The 19,435-nt window shown below is 70.4% G+C and carries 18 protein-coding genes; 9 read left to right on the forward strand and 9 right to left on the reverse strand.

The genetic code is table 11. The features are described from left to right. Positions 1-70 precede the first annotated feature (70 nt). The 4 genes from KZC52_RS09150 to KZC52_RS09165 form a co-directional block, all read right to left on the reverse strand. On the reverse strand, positions 71-2,977 hold the full coding sequence (locus KZC52_RS09150; protein ID WP_247623733.1) for a helix-turn-helix transcriptional regulator: 2,907 nt from the start codon (positions 2,975-2,977) through the stop codon (positions 71-73). Positions 2,978-3,066: 89 nt separating this feature from the next. Continuing rightward, positions 3,067-3,345 carry a hypothetical protein gene (locus tag KZC52_RS09155; protein WP_247623734.1) on the reverse strand — a complete coding sequence of 93 codons (279 nt, stop codon included), beginning with the start codon at positions 3,343-3,345 and terminating at the stop codon, positions 3,067-3,069. Between the two features lie 177 nt (positions 3,346-3,522). Further along, positions 3,523-3,978 (reverse strand): SRPBCC family protein, encoded by a 456-nt coding sequence (locus KZC52_RS09160; RefSeq protein ID WP_247623735.1) that lies wholly within the window; start codon positions 3,976-3,978, stop codon positions 3,523-3,525. A gap of 98 nt (positions 3,979-4,076) precedes the next feature. Next, positions 4,077-5,132, reverse strand: a complete 1,056-nt coding sequence (locus tag KZC52_RS09165; RefSeq protein WP_247623736.1) for a DUF998 domain-containing protein — start codon at positions 5,130-5,132, stop codon at positions 4,077-4,079. Positions 5,133-5,243: 111 nt separating this feature from the next. Here KZC52_RS09165 and KZC52_RS09170 point away from each other — a divergent pair, with 111 nt between their 5' ends. Genes KZC52_RS09170 through KZC52_RS09185 form a run of 4 tightly spaced genes read left to right on the forward strand, consistent with a single transcriptional unit; the run spans position 5,244 to position 10,299 of the window. Then, positions 5,244-6,281 (forward strand): FUSC family protein, encoded by a 1,038-nt coding sequence (locus KZC52_RS09170; RefSeq protein WP_247623737.1) that lies wholly within the window; start codon positions 5,244-5,246, stop codon positions 6,279-6,281. Positions 6,282-6,336: 55 nt separating this feature from the next. Next, positions 6,337-7,002, forward strand: a complete 666-nt coding sequence (locus KZC52_RS09175; RefSeq protein WP_247623738.1) for a DNA alkylation repair protein — start codon at positions 6,337-6,339, stop codon at positions 7,000-7,002. A gap of 41 nt (positions 7,003-7,043) precedes the next feature. Beyond that, positions 7,044-7,757 carry a purine-nucleoside phosphorylase gene (gene deoD, locus KZC52_RS09180; protein WP_247623739.1) on the forward strand — a complete coding sequence of 238 codons (714 nt, stop codon included), beginning with the start codon at positions 7,044-7,046 and terminating at the stop codon, positions 7,755-7,757. A gap of 40 nt (positions 7,758-7,797) precedes the next feature. Continuing rightward, positions 7,798-10,299, forward strand: coding sequence for a DEAD/DEAH box helicase (locus KZC52_RS09185; RefSeq protein ID WP_247623740.1), 2,502 nt, complete (start codon positions 7,798-7,800; stop codon positions 10,297-10,299). Between the two features lie 20 nt (positions 10,300-10,319). Here the strand turns inward: KZC52_RS09185 and KZC52_RS09190 are convergent, their stop codons facing one another. From KZC52_RS09190 to KZC52_RS09200, 3 genes are read right to left on the reverse strand one after another with little or no spacing between them, the layout of a single operon-like run. Continuing rightward, a complete protein-coding gene (locus KZC52_RS09190) occupies positions 10,320-11,279 on the reverse strand; it encodes a D-alanine--D-alanine ligase family protein (protein ID WP_247623741.1) in 960 nt (319 codons plus the stop codon). Next, the gene (gene alr, locus KZC52_RS09195; RefSeq protein WP_247623742.1) at positions 11,276-12,394 is read right to left on the reverse strand and encodes an alanine racemase; all 1,119 of its coding nucleotides are present in this window, start codon (positions 12,392-12,394) and stop codon (positions 11,276-11,278) included. Before alr ends, KZC52_RS09190 begins: the two co-directional genes overlap by 4 nt. Next, positions 12,391-13,077 (reverse strand): M15 family metallopeptidase, encoded by a 687-nt coding sequence (locus KZC52_RS09200; RefSeq protein ID WP_247623743.1) that lies wholly within the window; start codon positions 13,075-13,077, stop codon positions 12,391-12,393. The genes alr and KZC52_RS09200 overlap by 4 nt, the downstream gene beginning before the upstream one ends. Before the next feature lie 87 nt (positions 13,078-13,164). Between KZC52_RS09200 and KZC52_RS09205 the strand changes: the two genes are divergently transcribed. The 4 genes from KZC52_RS09205 to KZC52_RS09220 all read left to right on the forward strand — a co-directional run bounded on the left by KZC52_RS09205 (position 13,165) and on the right by KZC52_RS09220 (position 16,508). Next, positions 13,165-13,902 carry a response regulator transcription factor gene (locus KZC52_RS09205; RefSeq protein WP_247623744.1) on the forward strand — a complete coding sequence of 246 codons (738 nt, stop codon included), beginning with the start codon at positions 13,165-13,167 and terminating at the stop codon, positions 13,900-13,902. A 10-nt stretch (positions 13,903-13,912) separates the two neighbouring features. Next, a complete protein-coding gene (locus KZC52_RS09210) occupies positions 13,913-14,980 on the forward strand; it encodes a sensor histidine kinase (RefSeq protein ID WP_281731249.1) in 1,068 nt (355 codons plus the stop codon). Between the two features lie 221 nt (positions 14,981-15,201). Beyond that, a complete protein-coding gene (locus KZC52_RS09215) occupies positions 15,202-15,693 on the forward strand; it encodes a hypothetical protein (protein ID WP_247623746.1) in 492 nt (163 codons plus the stop codon). A gap of 35 nt (positions 15,694-15,728) precedes the next feature. Further along, positions 15,729-16,508, forward strand: coding sequence for a hypothetical protein (locus tag KZC52_RS09220; protein WP_247623747.1), 780 nt, complete (start codon positions 15,729-15,731; stop codon positions 16,506-16,508). A gap of 248 nt (positions 16,509-16,756) precedes the next feature. Here KZC52_RS09220 and KZC52_RS09225 read toward each other — a convergent pair whose 3' ends face one another. Beyond that, positions 16,757-17,410, reverse strand: coding sequence for an FMN-dependent NADH-azoreductase (locus KZC52_RS09225; RefSeq protein WP_247623748.1), 654 nt, complete (start codon positions 17,408-17,410; stop codon positions 16,757-16,759). Between the two features lie 77 nt (positions 17,411-17,487). Here KZC52_RS09225 and KZC52_RS09230 point away from each other — a divergent pair, with 77 nt between their 5' ends. Then, positions 17,488-17,820, forward strand: coding sequence for a winged helix-turn-helix transcriptional regulator (locus KZC52_RS09230; RefSeq protein ID WP_247623749.1), 333 nt, complete (start codon positions 17,488-17,490; stop codon positions 17,818-17,820). Positions 17,821-17,898: 78 nt separating this feature from the next. Here the strand turns inward: KZC52_RS09230 and KZC52_RS09235 are convergent, their stop codons facing one another. Continuing rightward, positions 17,899-19,428, reverse strand: coding sequence for an SDR family NAD(P)-dependent oxidoreductase (locus KZC52_RS09235; RefSeq protein WP_247623750.1), 1,530 nt, complete (start codon positions 19,426-19,428; stop codon positions 17,899-17,901). Between the last annotated feature and the right edge of the window lie 7 nt (positions 19,429-19,435).

The following is a 19,435-nucleotide window of genomic DNA, read 5'->3' on the forward strand; positions in this document are numbered from 1 at the left end:
AGAGGGCCGCACACGTCTCGTGGAGATTCGCGGGCCGGTGATGAACGATCCCCCGGAAGGAGGAGCAAGGTCACCGTATCACGCCCGGTCGGGAGTTCACCTGGGCGGGCATGCGCGCACCCGCCGCGATGGCCGCCTCGGTGCGGCTGCTGACACCGAGCTTGCGCAGCACGGCCGAGACGTGCACGCTCACCGTCTTGACGCTGATGAAGAGCTGCTCGCCGATCTGGCGGTTGCTCAGCCCCTCGGCCAGGAGGTCGAGCACCTGCCGTTCGCGGGCGGTGAGCGCGTCGGGATCGGGAGCGGATGCCGTCGCCGCGCTGTCACCGCGCACCGGATCGAGCGAGAGCCCCGCCGCGTGCGCGAACGTCGTGACCGTGGTCGTGAGGCGGGCGTGGCCGAGCGTCCGCGCGATCGTCGCGGCTTCGGCCAGCAGCATCCCCGCCGCCGTTCGATCGCCCGTGCGCAGCAGCAGTCGCGCTCGCTCGAGACGAGTGATGACGCGGAACACGACGGGCACGTCGTCTCCCTCGGCCACGTCGATCGCTCGCTGCAACGCGGGGTCGGACGGCGACAGCAGCGCTTCGACGATCGGCGACCACGAGTCGCCGAGCAGCTGAGCGGGCTGCGCCGCCCAGGCATCCGCCACCCGTTCCGACACCGCAGCGGTGTCGTCGCCCTCGGCGCGCAGCTCGGCGATGATCGCCGCCGCCTGCAGCAGCAGTCGCCTCTGGTGCAGCAGTACGGGGCCGTCGTCGTCGAGCATCACGACGATCTCGGCGAGCGCACCGCGCAGGTCGCCCGCGCTCTCGGCCACGGCGACGGTCATCGTGATGAGGTCGTACCAGATCTGCCGCTCGGTCTGCCCGGTCTCGACGAAGGCCGGGCGCCACTCGCGCAGCATGTCGGCGGCCTCGGTCGACCGCCCGCGCCAGGCGAGTGCGCGCACCCGCGTCATGCTCGAGTACATGCGGAAGACCCGCAGCGCTCCCTGCCGGTGATCGCGCGACATCATCTCGTCGACCCGCTCGATCTCGCCGCGCTCGAACAGCGCGACCGACATGTTCTGCATCATGATCGAGCCCGAGCTGCGACCGACACCGAGAGATCGCGCGAGGGCGAGGCCTTCTTCGGCGATGAGCACCGCCTCGCCGTAGCGACCGAGCAGGGTGAGGGCATCGGAGTAGTTGACGCGGTAGCGCAGGTCGGCGTTGGAGCTGCGGGCGAGGTCACGCGCGCGGTCGAACTCCAGGATGCCGCCCGTGATGTCGCCCAGGTGTGCGAGTGAGACACCGTGCACGTTCGCCGCGATCGACATCTGATCGCGGTCGCCCGCACGGCTCGCGATCTGCTCGGCCTCGTCGGCGACGCGGAGCGCATCGCGCAGTCGCCCCGCGACCATGTAGCGGCTGGCGAGCTGATTGAGAACGGTGGCGTGCAGTGCATCGTCGCCGACCCGCGCCGCGAGGTCGAGTGCCTGCTCGGTGAGCGGGATCGCGCCGGGGCGGCCGAGGTTGGCGAGGTACTGCGCCTTGTCGCGCAGCAGACGGGCATGGAGCCTCGGCGCGACGGTCTCGGGGTCGATCTCGTCGAGTGCGGCGCTGATCACGGCGAGTGCGCGTTCGCCGTCACCGGCGTTGCGGAGCACCGATCCGAGCGTCTGCAACAGGTCGACGTGCGAGAGTCCGGCGACGGTCGCGGCGTCGGGCACGCTCGGCCAGATCTCGAGCGCGAGCTCGCCGAAGCGCGCGGCGGCCGCGAACGCGAAGCGCCCCTTCGCATCGCGCATCGCGTCGATCGAGGCGAGGAGCGCGCGCGGTTCGTCCTGCGCGAGGTGCCAATGGTGCGCGAGCGAGGCGGTGTCGACGCCGTCGGTTCCGTCGCGCTGCGCCTCGAGCGCCTCGGCGTAGGCGCGGTGCAGCCGAGACCGCTCACCGGGCAGGAGGTCGTCGTGCACGGCCTCGCGCAGCAGCGCATGCCGGAACCGGTAGAGGTCGGAATCGATCACCAGGATGCCGCCGCGCGCCGCCTCGCGGATCGCCTCGTCGAGCCGATCCTCGGGCAGCCCCGCCAGCGTCGACAGCAGCGGGTGCGAGAGGGGGCGCTCGGCTCCCGAGGCGACCTGCACCACCCGCTGCGCGTCGTCGCCGAGGCGATCGAAGCGGGTGAGGAGCACGTCGCGCAGACCGTCGGGCAGCGGACCCGTCGTGCAGTCGGCGATCTCCTCGACGAAGAACGGCACTCCCTCGGCGCGCTCCTGCATGCGGGCGAGAGCACCGTCGGAGACCGAGCGACCGGTGAGCTGCTCGGCCAGGGCGCGCACGGCGTCGCCGTCGAGCCGCGGCAGAGTCACCCGTTCGATCAGGCGGGACCGCGTCGCCTCGACGATGAACCGGCTCACGGCATCGCCCCGGCGCACGTCGTCGCTGCGGCAGCTGAGCAGCAGGAGCACCCGGCCCCGCGCGAGGGTGCGCAGCAGGAAGGAGAGGAGCGCGAGCGTCGACTCGTCGGCCCAGTGCAGGTCTTCGATCACGAGCACCTGCGGGGCCACCTCGGCCGCGGTCTCGATGAGCGTGGCGATCGCGTCGCGCAGGCGGTCGGGGCTCGTACGCGCCCGGTCGGCGGGCTCGTCGACGAGTTCGGGCAACAGCATGCCGAGGGCCTCGGCACCGACGCCGACGGCCTCGCGCACGCGTTCGGCGCCCAGGTGCCCCACGATCGAGCGCAGGATCGCCGTGAGCGGCCCGTAGGCGGTGCGGGCCGCGCCGAGATCGAGGCACCAGCCCACGTGCACGTCGGCGCGCGTCGAGACCTCGGTCGCGAACTCGCGCAGCAGCCGCGACTTGCCGATACCGGCCTCGCCGTCGATCAGCACACCGACCGGGACCCCGTCGGCCGCACCCTCGAAGAGCCGGCGCACGAGGCCGATCTCGGCTTCGCGCCCGACCATCGCGGAGCTCGGCGCGAAGGAGGACATGCCTTCATCGTGCCACTCCCCTCCGACATCCGCCGGGCTCGCCCGATCACCGGCGCCGGGCCGGTCTCGGCGCAGTGCGACGACCGGATTCACCGGGCCGCGACCGGCTCGCGCGGCACACCGGCGGCGCGGCTGCGTACGGGTGCTGCATCCGTCGTCGAGCCCTGCGGGGCGGGCACCCGACGCCGGCCACGCACGACAGGAAGTGCGCTCGCCCGATGCCCCAGCATCCGCCCGATCACGCCCACCGGGCGCGGCACGATCTGGTCGGCGTGCTCGCGGATCGACCGGCGCCGTTCGATCGCCCGCTCCCGCTGCTGCTGCTCGAATGCAGTGACCACCTGGTGCGAATAGGTCTGCTCGTACATGACGCCTCCTCGTTGTCGATATCCCTAGACAACGCTCTGAGGCCCCCTCACGACATCGGACGGATTCCCTATCTTCGGCCGACCCACCCCCTTATGCGCCAGCCACCCCCTCCTGCACGGGGCAGAAGGGGGTGGCTGGACTGCAGAGGGGTGGCTCGGCGATCGAGCCCGCGTACGTCAGGCGTCGACGTCGCCCCGCCACTCGCCGGTCTCGACGCCGCGGCTCTCGATGAAGCGCTTGAAGTTCTCGAGATCCTTCTTGACGGCGTGCGTACCGACGCCGAGCAGGGCGCCGACCTTCTCGATCATGCCCTCGGGCTCCCAGTCGATCTGCACGGTGACGCGCGTCGAGATGTCGGTGAGCTTGTGGAAGGTGACCACGCCCGCGTGCTCGGTGTCGCCGCCGATGCTGTTCCAGGCGACGCGCTCGTCGGGGTGCTGCTCGGTGATCTCGGCGTCGAACTCGCGCTCCGCGCCGCCGACCTTCACCTTCCACCGCGTGTGCGTGTCATCGCGCTGGGTGATGGACTCGACCTCGTCGAGGAACTTCGGAAAGCTCTCGAACTGCGTCCACTGGTTGTACGCCGTCCGCACGGGAACGTCGACGTCGATGGTCTCGATGATCTGCACCATGTGTTGCCTCCTTGTGGGTCTTCTCCCATTCAGGGGGCTCGGCGGCGGCACGGCGATGGGGTTGACATCGTTCGTCCGCCGGCGGATGCTGCGGACGCCTAGGCGTGCAGCAGGTGCGCGCGCGCCGACGGACGCGGCACGTCGGGCGAGAGGATCGCGAGCACGCGCACGAGGGTCGTCATCCAGAGCAGCCCGAGACCGACGGCCATCGCCTCGAGCGCGGTCATCGTGATGAGACCGAACACCGCGAACAGCACGAACGCGACCGTGACCAGGGCCCCCACCCCGATCGTGGTGATGCTCAGTGCGCGCGGCGCCCCGGGCACGACGATCGCCGTCACGGTCATCGACGCCGCGAAGAACAGGAGCGTGATGGGCGCCACGATGTTGTGCGCGTCGGGGAACCGGTGCAGCGGCAGCAGGCCCACCCCGGCGAGCGCGAACCCGGTGACGATCCACAGTCCCGAGGTGACCGCGATGCGTCCGAGCGCCGGGTCTCCGAGGATGCGGTGCAGGTCGCGGCCGATGTACGCGCCGACCGTGCCGACCAGCGCACCGGCGACGACCAGGGTGCCGTTGAACGCCCAGGCGTCGTCGCCCATGCCGAGCTGCGAGAAGTTGATCTCCCACCACCGGGGGTCGGCGGCGGTCACCATCGCGAAGAGGGTGCCGATCACCAGATAGCCGAACAGGATGCTCGACAGGTCGGCCGTGCGCAGCCCGATGCCCGCGGCGAAGGCGAAGCGTCCGCCCACGGCCGCGGCGAACCCGGTGACGAGGGCGCCGCCGACGAGCGTCAGCTCGAGGCCCTGCAGCCCGATCGCCAGCACCTGGGTGCCGAGGAGCACACCCATCCCCGCGACACCGGCGAAGGCGACGGTGAGGGCGATCGCCGAAATATCGGTGATGATGCGCTGCCAGCGCGGCATCGGCGCGGTCTCGTTCCGGCGATGCCGGAGGGTGCTCACGACGAAGGCGCCGCCGGCGATGACACCGGCGGCGGAGGCGGCGGGAAGCGCCAGGGAGCCGGAGCCGATGAGCATCCGAGGCTCGGGGCCCAGCAGCAGGAAGCCGGCGGAGGTGCCGAGCACGAAGCAGACGACCGTGGCCCAGACCGCGACGGTCTCGCCGCGCAGCCGTTGTCCCTGGTCCATGGGTACATCGAACCACTAACTGGTTACGCCGGTATATCAGCAATTGGTCGAAGCATCCACCCGTTCCCGCGCACACCCCGAGAAGCGGCACTCCGGGACTACCGTGGGGACATGCGCATTCCCGCCGCGATCCGCGCCAGCCAGCGATCCCCGCTGCTGCAGGTCGTGAAATCCGCAGCGGCGACCATCGCCTCCTGGCTCATCGCCGGATGGGTCTTCCCCTCGCAGTTGCCCGTGTTCGCCGCGATCGCCGCCCTCCTCGTCGTGCAGCCGAGCGTCAACCAGTCGCTCTCGAAGGCCCTCGAGCGCAGCATCGGCGTGATCGCGGGCGTCGTGATCGCGATGGGCTTGGGTCTGCTCCTCGGCTCGCCGAGCTGGATCGTTCTGCTCGCGATCGTCGTCGCGATGCTCGTGGCGTGGATCTTCCGCGCCTCCCCCGGCACCGGCAACCAGGTCGCGATCTCGGCCATGCTCGTGCTCGCCCTCGGCTCGTCGAGCCCCGAGTACGCGTTCGCCCGCATCATCGAGACGCTCATCGGCGTCGCGATCGGCATCGTCGTGAACGCCCTGATCGTGCCGCCCGTGCTCGTGGCCCCCGCGCGTCACCACCTCGGCCTGCTCGGTGCCGAGCTCGCGGCGAGCCTCGACCGGCTGGCCGACGCTCTCCCGAACCCGCAACCTCCGGCACGGATGCAGGAGCTGATGCTCGAGGCCCGCCTGCTGCGCCCGATGAAGGATGCCGCGGATGCCGCGATCGCGGCGGGCGAGGAATCGCTCACCCTCAATCCCCGCAGATCCACGCACCGAGCGGATCTGCGGGAGATGCGCGCGCTGCTCGAACGGCTGTCGCCGATCGTCACCCAGGTGATCGGGATGACCCGCGCCTACGCCGACCACTACGACGACTCGATCGGCGAGGAACCCGCGGTGATCGCCATCGCCGAGCAACTTCGACGAGCCGGGCACGACGTGCGCCTCGCCGTGCAGATCGCCGATGTCGCCCCCGAACCCGAGACGCTGACCTCCGCCATCCCGGCCCTCACCGCGCCGCTCGTGATCCGGCCGCCGTCGAGCCAGCACTGGATCCTCATCGGATCGCTCATGGAGGATCTCCGCCGTATCCGCGGCGAGCTCGTCGACGACGAGTGATCCGGCGGCGGCATCCGGACGTCGGAATGTCCGCCGCGCGGCCTACTCTGGTCCCATGAGCGACGTCACCCTCGACCGGGCGCTCGCCGAACTCGCCGCCCTCGAAGATCCGAAGATGCGCGCGGCCAACGAGAAGCGCGGCGACGACCACGGCATGAACCTGAGCCGCCTGCGCGCGCTGGCGAAGACCATCAAGATCGACCACCCGCTCGCGCAGGAGCTGTGGGCGACGGGCGAGACGCCCGCCCGTCTGCTCGCTCTCCTCGTCTGCCGCCCGAAGGACTTCAGCGCCGACGAACTCGACGCCATGCTGCGCGAGACCGATCCGCCGAAGGTCAACGACTGGTTCGTGAACTACGTCGCCAAGAAGAGCCCGCTCGCCGAGGAGATGCGCCTGCGCTGGTTCGACGACGCCGATCCGACGGTCGCTGCGGCGGCCTGGTCGCTCACCTCGGTGCGGGTCGTCAAGGACCCCGACGGCCTCGACCTCGACCGTCTGCTCGATCTGATCGAGGCGCAGATGAAGGATGCCCCGGCACGGCCGCAATGGTCGATGAACGAGACGCTCGCGCAGATCGGCATCCATCATCCGGATCTGCGCGAGCGCGCCCTCGCGATCGGCGACCGCCTGCAGGTGCTCGCCGACTACCCGACGGCACCCGGCTGCACCTCTCCGTTCGCCCCGATCTGGATCGGCGAGATGGTGCGGCGAGCCGGCTGATCCGATGCCGCGCTTCCGCGCCCTCTGATTACGCTGGAGGAATGAGCACCCACATCGCGGCGGAGCCCGGTCAGATCGCCCCCATCGTCCTCTTCCCCGGCGACCCGCTGCGGGCCAAGTGGATCGCCGAGACCTTCCTGGATGACCCCGAGCTCTACTCCGAGACCCGCGGGATGCTCGGTTTCACCGGTACCTGGCAGGGCCACCGCGTCTCGGTGCAGGGTTCGGGCATGGGCCAGCCCTCGATGGCGATCTACGCGAATGAGCTGTTCGACTCGTACGACGTGCAGACGATCGTGCGCGTGGGCTCGTGCGGTGCGCTGACCGAGAAGCTCAAGGTGCGCGACATCATCATCGCGAACGCCGCGAGCACCGACTCGGGCATCAACCGGGTGCGCTTCCACGGACTCGACTACGCCCCCGTCGCCGACTTCGCCCTGCTGCGCGCGGCGGTCGAGGCGAGCGAGAGCGAAGAACTCGATTCGGCCGTGCACGTGGGCCAGCTGTTCTCGAGCGACCAGTTCTACAGCACGCGTCCCGAGCTCACGGAGCCCTTCGTGAAGCACGGCATCCTCGGCGTCGAGATGGAGGCCGCGGGCCTCTACACGCTCGCCGCCTTCCACGGCCGCCGCGCGCTCGCGATCTGCACGGTCTCCGACCACATCGTCACGGGCGAGGAGACCACGGCGCAGGAGCGCGAGCAGACCTTCGGCGACATGATCCGCATCGCGCTGCGCGCCGCGACCTCGGTCTGAGGCATCGACCGCCCGCGCCGGATGGGATGATCGAAGCACCATGGCATCCCTTCTCGACCCGGCCACCCTTCCCGACGGATCCGATGCGGATGCCGTCTACACGGCGTTCGTCGAATGGGCCGAGTCGACCGGCCTGACCCTCTACCCCGCGCAGGACGAGGCGATCATCGAGATCGTGTCGGGCAACAACCTGATCCTGTCGACCCCGACCGGCACCGGGAAGTCGCTCGTCGCGATCGGCGCGCACTTCGCCGCCCTGCTCGACGGACGCCGCAGTTACTACACCGCACCGATCAAAGCCCTGGTGAGCGAGAAGTTCTTCGCACTGGTCGAGGTGTTCGGCGCCGAGAACGTCGGCATGGTCACGGGTGATTCCTCGGTCAACGCGGATGCTCCGATCATCTGCTGCACCGCCGAGATCCTCGCGAACCTGTCGCTGCGGCAGGGGACGGACGCCGAGGTCGGCCAGGTCGTGATGGACGAGTTCCACTTCTACGGCGACCCCGACCGCGGATGGGCCTGGCAGGTGCCGCTGCTCGAGCTGCCGCAGGCGCAGTTCATCCTGATGTCGGCCACGCTCGGTGACGTGACCGCGCTCGCGTCCGACCTGACCCGCCGCACGGGCCGCGACACGGCGACGGTGACCGGTGTCGAGCGCCCGGTGCCCCTGCACTTCTTCTACGAGCAGACCCCGATCCACGAGACGATCGAGGAACTGCTGAACACGAACCAGGCGCCGGTGTACATCGTGCACTTCTCGCAGGCCGCGGCGATGGAGCGGGCACAGGCGCTGTCGAGCACGAAGGTCGCCACCCGCGAGCAGCGCGACGCGATCGCGGATCTGATCGGTGCGTTCCGCTTCACGACGGCGTTCGGCAAGACGCTCTCGCGCTTCCTGCGGGCGGGGATCGGCGTTCACCACGCGGGGATGCTGCCCAAGTACCGTCGTCTCGTCGAGCAGCTCGCGCAGCGCGGTCTGCTGCGCGTGATCTGCGGAACCGACACGCTCGGCGTCGGGATCAACGTGCCGATCCGCACGGTGCTGCTCACCGCGCTGACCAAGTTCGACGGCACGAGGATGCGGCAGCTCAACGCCCGCGAGTTCCATCAGATCGCCGGCCGCGCGGGTCGTGCGGGCTACGACACCGCGGGCACCGTGGTCGCGCAGGCGCCGGAGCACGAGAGCGAGAACCTCGCCGCCATCCGCAAGGCGGGTGACGACCCGAAGAAGAAGCGCAAGATCATCCGCAAGAAGGCGCCCGACGGCTTCGTGTCGTGGGGCGAGCCCTCGTTCCGCAAGCTCATCGATGCGACACCCGAGACGCTCACCTCGCACATGCAGATCACCAGCGCGATGATGCTGAACGTCATCGGCCGCGGGGGCGACGTGTTCGGCAATATGCGCGCGCTGGTATACGACAATCACGAGCCGCGCGCCCGCCAGCGCGAACTCGCCCTGCGGGCGATCGGCATCTACCGCACCCTGCTCGAATCGGGAGTGGTGGAGCAGACGGATGCCGGGGAGATCCGGCTCACGGTCGATCTGCAGCCGAACTTCGCCCTCAACCAGCCGCTGTCTCCGTTCGCCCTCGCGGCGTTCGAGCTCTTGGGCGACGAGTCCCCCAGCTACGCCCTCGACATGATCTCGATCGTCGAGTCCACGCTCGACGATCCGCGCGCCGTGCTGAGCCAGCAGGAGTTCCAGGCTCGCGGCGAGGCGGTCGCGGCGATGAAGTCCGAGGGCGTCGAGTACGACGAGCGCATGGAGCTGCTCGAGCAGGTCACCTACCCGAAGCCGCTCGACGAGCTGCTGACCACCGCGTTCGAGACCTTCAGCGCCGCGCAGCCGTGGATCCGCGACTTCGAACTGCACCCCAAGTCGGTCGTGCGCGACATGTACGAGCGCGCCATGTCGTTCGGGGAATATGTCGCCTTCTACAAGATCGCCCGCTCGGAGGGCGTGGTGCTGCGCTACCTGTCGGATGCCTATCGCGCGGCATCCCAGACCATCCCCGAAGAGCTCAAGACCGAAGACCTCCGCGACCTGATCGAGTGGCTGGGCGAACTCGTGCGCCAGGTCGACTCGAGCCTGCTCGACGAGTGGGAAGAGCTGCGCGCCGGCATCGACAACGGACGCGTCGATTCCCCCGACGAGATCGTGCCGCCCGCACCGAAGCGCCTCACGAGCAACGTGCGCGCGTTCCGCACCCTCGTGCGCAACGAGCTGTTCCGCCGGGTGCAGCTCGCCGCGCGTGAAGACGTCGACGCCCTCGCCGAACTCGATCCCGCCTTCGGAGCGGATGCCTGGAACGACGCCCTCGACGGCTACTTCGCCGAGCACGACCAGATCCTCACCGGGGCGGATGCCCGCAGTTCCGCGCTGCTCATCCTGACCCCCGGCGAGACGACGTGGACGGCGCGCCAGATCTTCGATGATCCGGCCGGCGACCACGACTGGGGCATCTCGGCGACGGTCGACCTCGCGGCATCCGATGAGGCCGGGGAAGCGATCGTGACGGTCACGGCGGTCGATCGGCTCTAGCCGGCCCGCGGCGGGAACGGTCAGCGCGGCACCCGAGCCCCCTTCACGAGCCGCGCCACCAGGTCGGGATACGCCACCCCGGCGGCGGCGAACATGCGCGGCGCCTGCGAGGCGGCGGTGAGCCCGGGCATGGTGTTGACCTCGTTGAGCACCGGCCCGTCGTCGGTGAGGAAGAAGTCCATGCGGGCCAGGCCCCCGCATCCGAGGGCGTCGAACATCGCCAGCGCGGCTCGCCTGAGGTCCGCCGACTCGTCGGACGCGAGCTGCGCCGGCACCGTGAAGCGCGCGGTTCCGTCGTACTTCGTCGCCGTGTCGAACAGCCCCTCGGCGTGGATCTCGAGCGGCGGTGCCGCCCAACGGATGCCGCCCGCCTCGCACAGCACGGCGACGTCGATCTCGCGTCCGCGCACGACCTCCTCCACGAGGATGCGCCGGTCGAGTCGCGCCGCCGCGCGCAGCGCCGGAAGCAGTTCGGCCTCCTCGCGAACGAGCGCCACCCCGTGACTCGATCCGGCCGAGACCGGCTTGACGACGACGGCACCCTCGAACTCCACGTCGCCGATGTCCTCGGCCGAGATCACGCGTCCCCGCGCCGTCCGGATGCCGACGGCATCCGCCACCAGCTTCGTCGCCCACTTGTCCATCCCGAGCGCGCCGGCGCCTACCCCCGAGCCGACCACGCGTACTCCGGCGAGCGCGCAGAGCGCCGCGAGCGCGCCGTCCTCGCCCGGCGCTCCGTGCACCGCCGGGAACACGACATCGGCTTGCGCGATCAGCGGCATCGCGAGCGCCAGCGACTCCGCCGCCGACGCTCCCGCCCGGATGCCGTCGGCCCGCCAGATCCCCCCACGGTCGATCGTGACGCAGGTCACCGTGTGGTCCCCCATCCGAAGGGCCGCCGCGACCGCGGCCGCCGAGGCGAGCGACACGTCGTGCTCGGCATTCTGCCCTCCCCCGACCACCAGCACGTGCACGGTCATGCGATGCTCCTCTGCACGCGGGGGCCGATGCCCGTGAGGATGGTGTGCGGGATCGTTCCGGCCCAGCGCGCCCAGTCCTGCAGCGACGGCACCGCACCGCCCTCCGGCCCGAGCAGCACCGCCTCCGCACCGCGCGGAACCGCGGTATCTCCCGTGTCGACGACGATCTGATCCATCGACACCCGTCCGACGATCGGATGCCGCGCACCGTCGATCGCGACGCCCGCCGCCGGCGACAGCTCGCGGGGCACCCCGTCGGCGTATCCGACGCCGATCACACTCAGATGCGTCGAGCGCTCGACGATGTGGTCGCCGCCGTAGCCGACCGCGGTTCCGGCCGGCACACGCGCGCTGTGCACGACGGATGCCGTCCACCGTGCGGCCCCGGCGAGCGCCGTGGTCTCGGAGGGATCGATCCCCACGAGGCCGGCTCCGATCCGCACGAGGTCGAAATGAGTGGCGGGGTCGGTGAGCGCCCCGGCGGTCGCGGCGAGGTGCACGGTCAGCGGCCCGAAGCCGGCGCGCAGCACGGCATCCCTCCCCTGACGCAACCGCTGCACCGCCGCCGCGTTCGCGCACGGGTCGCCGGCGTCGGCCCGCGGCAGGTGGCCCATGACACCGGTGACCTCGATCCGTCCGCGCGCCGACCGTGCGACCCGCAGCAGTTCGGCCCAGTCCTCGACCGGGCATCCGCCGCGGGCCATCCCGGTGTCGAGGTGCAGGTGCACGCGCACGGGAGCGGCGGCATCCGCGGCCAGCTGTCGCAGCTCCTCGACCGATCCCACCGCGATGTCGACGCGATGCGCGTGCGCGAGCCGCGCATCGACGCCCGAGGGATTCAGCCACGCCAGGATCGGCTCCGTGAGCCCGGCCTCACGCAGCTCGACGGCGTCGGCGGCATCCGTCACTCCCAGCCAGGTCGCCCCGGCGGTGACCGCAGCGCGCGCGACCGGCACGGCCCCGAGGCCGTAGCCGTCGGCCTTGACGACCGCCATGACGGCGGCGCCCGTCGAGGCGCGCACCCGCGCGACGTTCGCGTCGACGGCTGTCGGCAGGGCGGTGAGCGTCGGTGCGTGCAGCCGCGAGAGCGCGACCCCCTCGATGACGGCGCTCATCGCTGCATCCGCGGGTCTTCGGTCGGGTCGGCGTACATCTCGGGGCAGCCCTGAGTGACGGCATCCGGCCGGAGTTCGTAGTGCCACGACTCGTTCGCGTAGATCTGGCAGAGTCCGTAACCGGCGCCGTGCTGGGCGAGCCAGTCGAGGGTCGGAAGACCGCCGAGGTCGACAGCCTCGCCCGACACGTGCAGCGAGGTCTCGGGCGTCGCGACCCAGCGCGCCGCCTCCTCGGCCGAGCCGTAACTGATCACGGCCTGGTCAAGCATGTGCTGCTGCAGGGCCGCCGAGCGCCAGCCGCTGTTGACGAGGAAGGGGACGTCGGCGTCGGATGCCGCGCGCTGCAGCGCGTCGAGCAGCGCCGGGTCGAGGTTGCCGACGGCCACGCGGTCGGTGTCGAAGACCGTCGGCTGGTCGCCGTCGCGGATCACACCGTCGGCGTCGCTCGGGGCGAGCACCGATCCTCCCGGCGGGATCGAGGCGGCACCCGTCGAGGTCTCTGCGGCGCTGTCGTCGGTGGAGGCGTCGGGCCCGGGGCCGGCGGTGAAGCTGTGCGAGAGCACGGCATCCGCTGCGGCGAGCGACTGCTGCACAGCGAAGGCGGCGATGACGGCGACGATCAGTGCGATCGCCGACCAGACGATCCGCCGCGCTCGGCGGGTGGTGGAGGTGGTGCTGTTCATAACCCCAGTGGAGTCGCCGGGCTGTTGCCGTGGCGTATGCGGTTCTGCATATGCTCCCGATATGCGCGGGTGCGTAGGATCGCAGCCATGCGTGTGCTGATCGTCGAGGACGAGCCCTACCTCGCCGAGGCCGTCCGCGACGGGCTGCGGCTCGAGGCGATCGCCGCCGACATCGCGGGCGACGGGCACGTCGCGTTGGAGCTGCTCGACATCAACTCCTACGACATCGCGGTGCTCGACCGCGACATCCCCGGCCCGTCGGGCGACGACATCGCCCGCGCGATCGTCGCGTCGGGCAGCGGCATCCCGATCATCATGCTCACCGCCGCCGACCGCCTCGACGACAAGGCCTCGGGGTTCGAGCTCGGCGCCGACGACTACCTCACGAAGCCCTTCGAACTGCGCGAACTCGTGCTGCGCCTGCGTGCGCTGGGGCGGCGCCGCGAGCGCGCCCGGCCGCCGGTGCTCGAGGTCGCGGGGCTGCGGCTCGACCCGTTCCGCCGCGAGGTCTTCCGCGACGAGCGGTACGTCGCCCTCACCCGCAAGCAGTTCGCGGTGCTCGAGGTGCTCGTCGACGCGGCGGGCGGGGTGGTGAGCGCCGAGGAGCTGCTGGAGCGCGCCTGGGACGAGAACGCCGACCCCTTCACCAACGCCGTGCGCATCACCGTGTCATCGCTGCGCAAGCGGCTCGGGGAACCCTGGGTGATCGTGACGGTGCCGGGCGTCGGGTATCGGATCGCGACGGATGCGGCGGCGGATGCCGGGGGTGCGGTGACGGATGCCGGGGGTGCGGCGGCGGATGCTGGGGCGGATGCCGATGCTTAGACATCGCGGGATGAGCGCACGTCTGCGACTCGCGATCAGCTACGCCGGGGTCGTCGCGCTGGCGGGTTTCGTGCTGCTGGCGGTCGTGTGGTTGTGGCTGCTGCGGTACGTGCCGGATCAGAACATCGATGCGGGATTCTTCGTGCCGAATCGCTCCGACCTGATCCGCGCGTTCACCCCGTTCGCGACCTGGGCGATGATCGGATTGATCGCCGTCGGGCTCGCCGGCGGATGGCTGCTGGCCGGACGGATGCTCGCGCCGCTGTCGCGCATCGGCGCCGCCGCTCAGCTCGCCGCCCAGGGGTCGCTGTCGCATCGGGTGCGGTTGGAGGGTCCGGCCGATGAGTTCCGCGACCTGGCCGACGTGTTCGACGCGATGCTCGAACGGATCGAGGCCCATGTCGAGGAGGAGCGCCGGTTCGCCGCGAACGCCTCGCACGAACTGCGCACCCCTCTGGCGATCTCGCAGACGCTGCTCGAAGTCGCCCGCACCGATCCCGATCGTGACGTCGACGCCCTGATCTCGCGGCTGGACGAGGTCAACGTCCGGGCGATCGAACTGACCGAGGCGCTGCTGCTGCTGAGCCGTGCCGACCGGCGATCGTTCACGCACGAACCCGTCGACCTGTCGCTCGTGTCGGAAGAGGCGGTCGAGGCCCTGCTGCCGTCAGCCGACCGCCGCGGGGTCACGGTCGAGGTCGGTGGGGTTCCCGCGGTCGTCTCGGGGTCCGCGGCGCTGCTGCAACAACTGGTGACGAACCTCGTGCACAACGCGATCGTGCACAACCTCGACTTCGACGGACGCGTCGCCGTGCGCACCCATGACCTCCCCGCGGGGCTCGCGGTCGTGGTCGAGAACACCGGGGCGATCGTTTCGGCCGATCGCGCGGAGGTGCTCGTCGAACCGTTCCAGCGGGGTGCCGAGCGCGCCCGCGGCGACGACCACGTCGGAGTCGGTCTCGGCCTCGCGATCGCCGAGCGGATCGCCCAGGCCCACGACGGGAGTCTCGTGCTCACCCCGCGCCCCGACGGCGGCCTCATCGTGACGGTGTGGCTGCCCCGGCCCGCCGGTCCCTGAGCGAGCGCAGCGAGACGAAGGGCCCGCCCCACCGGAACTGGGTCCCTGAGCCCGTCGAAGGGTCCCACCCCACCGGAACTGGGTCCCTGAGCCTGTCGAAGGGTCCCACCCAGTGATGCCCAACGGCGACCTGTGGATAACTCCCGCGGGTGCGCTCAGATTCGGGCTACTTTGTGGCGGTGATGTCGACTCGATACCCCGCTGCCACCCTCGCACTCGCCGTGGCCGCCGCCGCCCTCAGCGGCTGCGCACCCGCCCCGGAACCCACGCCCACCCCGACGCCGGCGTTCGCCAGCGAGGAAGAGGCGTTCGCCGCGGCGGAGGAGGTGTATCGGGAGTACATAGAAGCCGTCAATGCAGAGCATGGAGGCGATGCCAGCGCCGACTCGCACGATTACCTCACCGGCACGATTCTCGAGTCTGAACTCGAGAACAGCCGTGCACTCGAAGCGTCTGGCTTGCACATCGAAGGAGACACGGTCGTTCGTAGCTTTGTCGGAGACGAGACGACCATCGACGCCGTGCAAGCAACCGTGACTGGCATCGCATGTCTAGACATCACGTCGGCGCGCGTGATCGACGCTGTCGGAGAAGATGTCACCCCAGCCGAACGAAGCGACATCTACAGCATCGTCGTCACGTTTGTCGGATCAAGCTCGTCATTGTTGATCTCAAATTATGAGGTAGGCACGGGGACGGTATGCGAAGGCTGATCGCGTCTCTGACCATCGCGATCTCACTCCCCCTGATGGCTTCAGCAAGTGCGGGATGTTCGCAAGGGTCGATCGTCTCTGGCGGGTGCGGGGTATCAAACGACGGCTCATCGATCACCGTAACCGGCACGCAATCCCAGTCCCCCGGCTCCCCGTCTTCCTCCTGGTCCCCCTCCAGCTCCGGCACTCCGGGAACCTCGGGCGCCCCGGTCGACACCGGCCCGAGTGAGCTGGAACGCTGCCGTGCCGACGCCGGCCGCGCACGCGTCTGCCTCGAGCCCCGGCGCCGCACCGAACCCTCGGCTCCGGCCCCGGCATCCGCCCCCGCCGCCCCCACGATCTCCATCAGCGACCTCGTCACCCTCACCCCGGCGACCGCGACCCCGACCGCCGACCCCTTCAACGTCGGAATCGCCGGGCTCCCCACGAACTTCGTCACGACCGCATCCGTGCACACCCGCACCGGCACCCTCTTCGGCGCACCGCTCACCGCCCGATTCACCCCGGTCGGCTACGACTTCGCCTACGGCGACGGCACCACCGCCCACACCACCACTCCCGGCGCCACCTGGGACGCCCTCGGCCAGCCCCAGTTCACCCCCACCGCGACCAGTCACACCTACACCGACCGCGGCACCTACGACACCACCGTCACCATCCACTACACCGCCGAGATCGACCTCGGCACCGGGTGGATCCCCCTCACCGGCACCCTCACCATCCCCGGACCCACCCAGCAGATCCGGATCTACGAAGCCCACACCGCCCTCGTCGCCCACACCTGCACCGAACAACCCACCGCCCCCGGCTGCTGAACACGCACCTGCAGGTGCGATGCACCCGTGCAGGGAGAATCCCCCCGGTCCTCCCTGCACGTGTGCATCCTCCCTGCACGTGCACAACACGGCGGGCCCTTCGACGAGCTCAGGGCGCCAGGTACCGCGCCTCCCGCCGTCTCATCTGCACGGATCGATCACACGTGCACGACGAAACCACCGGATGCTCCGTGCAGACGTGACATCTCCGTGCAGACGAGCGCGCGGCCGCCCCGCCCCGCCTGAGTTCAGGCGACGTTGCCGCGCAGCGCCGCGATCTCGCGCCCGTAGGTGCGGGCATCCGTCTCGGCGTTCTCCTTGAGCTCACGCGCGGTGTCGGCGAAAGCGTCGAGCGCGGGATTCACACCGACGAGCGTGAACGGACGCTCCACGACGCGCAGGTCGAGGCCCCACACGTCTTCGAGCACGCGACGCAGCCAGCCGGTCGAGTGGTCCCAGCCCTCCTTGGGGGTGCCGGGAGCGTAGTTGCCGCCGAGCACCGTGACGAGGGTGGCAGGCTTGCCGCGCAGCGCGGTGCCGGTCGGGTCGATGCGCGGGTCGGTGTAGGCCACGTCGAACCACGTCTTGAAGTGCTGCGAGACGCCGTAGTTGTACAGCGGCACCGCGAAGAGCAGCGCGTCGGCGCCGATCAGCTCGTCGGCGAACGAGGTCGCGAGGGCGCGGGCCTCGACCTGTCCGGGGGTGCGCTGAGCCTCGTCGACGAAGCCGCCGGTGACGGCATCCGCCCACGCGGTCGCGGGCACGGGGTCGGCGGCGAGGTCGCGCCGGGTGACGCGGGAGTCGGGGTGCGACGCGGTCCACTCGGCTTCGACGAGGTCGGCGAGCGACCGGCTGGCGGACGACGCGGGAAGGATGCTCGCATCGAGGCGGAACAGGGACATGGATGAAACCTCTCGTTTTCGTAGTCGCTCGGTTTTTCTTAGCGACATCGGTTAACGTAGCACGCTAGAATGAGGGCATGGCCGAGATCGAGCACGATCTGCACCGGTGCGACGCCGCCGTCACACTCGCCTTCAGCGTGCTCGGAAAACGCTGGAACGGCATGATCGTGTCGTCGCTCGGCGGCGGCCCCTCCACGTTCGTCGCCCTGCGCCGCGCGGTCGCGGGCATCAGCGACACCGTGCTCTCCGACCGCCTCGCCGAACTCGCCGACGCGGGTCTCGTGGCTCGCACGGTCGACGCCGGCCCTCCGGTCACCGTCTCCTACGCACTCACACCCGGCGGCGAGGGACTGCTGCCGATCCTCGACGACCTCGGCACCTGGGCATCCGCCAACCTCGTACGCCGCTGACGACGGCATCCGCCCGTCCAGCGGCATCCGCTGCGCCAGAGTATCCGCACTTCTCGGCGACGGATCTCGGCGCGCGACTCACCAGGGGCTGGGCTCGTAGTCCTTCAGGAAGACGCCGTGGATGTCGTCGCCGGCCTCGCCACGCACGATCGGGTCGTACACGCGGGCGGCGCCGTCGACCAGGTCGAGCGGGGCGTGGAAGCCCTCCTCCGCCAGGCGCACCTTCGTGTAGTGCGGGCGCTCGTCGGTGATCCAGCCGGTGTCGACGGCGGTCATCAGGATGCCGTCCTTCTCGAGCATCTCGCCCGCACTGGTGCGCGTGAGCATGTTGAGCGCGGCCTTGGCCATGTTGGTGTGCGGATGCCCCGGACCCTTGTACCGGCGCGAGAACTGCCCCTCCATCGCCGACACGTTCACCACGTACTTGCGGTGCGCCGACGACGCCGCCATCGACGCGCGCAGGCGGCTGATGAGCAGGAACGGCGCGGTCGTGTTGGCGAGCTGCACCTCGAGCATCTCGAGCGGATCGACCTGGTCGACCGACTGCACCCAGCTGTTGACGGTGTTGACGTCGGGCACGAGTCCGCCGGCGTCGATCGCGGTGCCGTCGGCATGCTTCTCGAGCGACGACGAACCGGGCGCCATCGCGACGCGGGCGAGGTCCTCGGCGGTCAGCGCCTGGCCGCCCTGCTCGGCGACGGTTCCGCCGAGGGCCGCGACCGACAGCAGCGGGTGGGCATCGACGGATGCCTGCAGCGCCTGCGGGTGCGGATCGGCGGTGTGCCCGAAGGTCTCCATCTCGGGGAGCGGGCCGTCGGGAAGCGGGTGGAGTTCGGCATCCGCCAGCAGCGAGTACGAACCCGGCGAGCGGCGCACGGTCTGCGCGGCGTTGTTGATGAGGATGTCGAGGGGCCCCTGCGCGGCGACGGAGTCGGCGAGGCCGATCACCTGGGCGGGGTCGCGCAGGTCGATGCCGACCACGCGCAGGCGGTGCAGCCAGTCGGCGGAGTCGGGCAGCGCGGTGAACCGGCGCACGGCATCGCGCGGGAAGCGCGTGGTGATCGTGGTGTGCGCGCCGTCGCGCAGCAGCCGGAGCGCGATGTGCATGCCGATCTTCGCGCGGCCGCCCGTGAGCAGTGCGCGCTTGCCCGTGAGGTCGGTGCGGGCGTTGCGCTTGCCGTGGCTGAAGCGGGCGCAGTCCGGGCACAGCTGGTGATAGAACGCGTCGACCAACGTGTACGGCTGCTTGCAGATGTAGCAGTTGCGGGGCTTGAGCAGCTCGCCGGCGATGGGGGCGTCGACGACGCTCGTGGCGAGGTCGTTGCCGCGCGTCTCGTCGTCGATGCGGTCCGGTGCACCGGTCGCCGTGCGGGCGACGACGGCCTTGTCGGCCTCGGCGATAGCGTCGCGGATCTCCTTGCGGCGCACGCGCTTGACGGCCTTGAACATCGCGGCGGTCGCGTGGCGCACGGCCACGAAGTCGGGGTGCTCGTTGTCGATCTCGTGCAGCTCGCTCAGCACGCGCAGGGTCGTGGCGAGATCGTCGGGATCGATGCCGGGGCCGAGGTCGCCGGAATCGCTGAGGTCGTCGCGGGGCGCATCGGTCATTGTGCCG

Source organism: Microbacterium galbinum, assembly GCF_023091225.1.
In the GTDB taxonomy this organism is placed as follows: domain Bacteria; phylum Actinomycetota; class Actinomycetes; order Actinomycetales; family Microbacteriaceae; genus Microbacterium; species Microbacterium galbinum.

What these genes read in the sequence shown, in the direction of transcription:
- KZC52_RS09230 (WP_247623749.1), top strand. Translation starts at nt 17,488, where the DNA reads ATGGCCGAGATCGAGCACGATCTGCACCGGTGCGACGCCGCCGTCACA.
- KZC52_RS09150 (WP_247623733.1), bottom strand. Translation starts at nt 2,977, where the DNA reads ATGTCCTCCTTCGCGCCGAGCTCCGCGATGGTCGGGCGCGAAGCCGAG.
- KZC52_RS09185 (WP_247623740.1), top strand. Translation starts at nt 7,798, where the DNA reads ATGGCATCCCTTCTCGACCCGGCCACCCTTCCCGACGGATCCGATGCG.
- KZC52_RS09165 (WP_247623736.1), bottom strand. Translation starts at nt 5,132, where the DNA reads ATGGACCAGGGACAACGGCTGCGCGGCGAGACCGTCGCGGTCTGGGCC.
- KZC52_RS09220 (WP_247623747.1), top strand. Translation starts at nt 15,729, where the DNA reads ATGGCTTCAGCAAGTGCGGGATGTTCGCAAGGGTCGATCGTCTCTGGC.
- KZC52_RS09205 (WP_247623744.1), top strand. Translation starts at nt 13,165, where the DNA reads ATGCGTGTGCTGATCGTCGAGGACGAGCCCTACCTCGCCGAGGCCGTC.
- deoD (WP_247623739.1), top strand. Translation starts at nt 7,044, where the DNA reads ATGAGCACCCACATCGCGGCGGAGCCCGGTCAGATCGCCCCCATCGTC.
- KZC52_RS09210 (WP_281731249.1), top strand. Translation starts at nt 13,913, where the DNA reads ATGAGCGCACGTCTGCGACTCGCGATCAGCTACGCCGGGGTCGTCGCG.
- KZC52_RS09190 (WP_247623741.1), bottom strand. Translation starts at nt 11,279, where the DNA reads ATGACCGTGCACGTGCTGGTGGTCGGGGGAGGGCAGAATGCCGAGCAC.
- KZC52_RS09235 (WP_247623750.1), bottom strand. Translation starts at nt 19,428, where the DNA reads ATGACCGATGCGCCCCGCGACGACCTCAGCGATTCCGGCGACCTCGGC.
- KZC52_RS09155 (WP_247623734.1), bottom strand. Translation starts at nt 3,345, where the DNA reads ATGTACGAGCAGACCTATTCGCACCAGGTGGTCACTGCATTCGAGCAG.
- KZC52_RS09175 (WP_247623738.1), top strand. Translation starts at nt 6,337, where the DNA reads ATGAGCGACGTCACCCTCGACCGGGCGCTCGCCGAACTCGCCGCCCTC.
- KZC52_RS09200 (WP_247623743.1), bottom strand. Translation starts at nt 13,077, where the DNA reads ATGAACAGCACCACCTCCACCACCCGCCGAGCGCGGCGGATCGTCTGG.
- KZC52_RS09160 (WP_247623735.1), bottom strand. Translation starts at nt 3,978, where the DNA reads ATGGTGCAGATCATCGAGACCATCGACGTCGACGTTCCCGTGCGGACG.
- KZC52_RS09225 (WP_247623748.1), bottom strand. Translation starts at nt 17,410, where the DNA reads ATGTCCCTGTTCCGCCTCGATGCGAGCATCCTTCCCGCGTCGTCCGCC.
- KZC52_RS09170 (WP_247623737.1), top strand. Translation starts at nt 5,244, where the DNA reads ATGCGCATTCCCGCCGCGATCCGCGCCAGCCAGCGATCCCCGCTGCTG.
- alr (WP_247623742.1), bottom strand. Translation starts at nt 12,394, where the DNA reads ATGAGCGCCGTCATCGAGGGGGTCGCGCTCTCGCGGCTGCACGCACCG.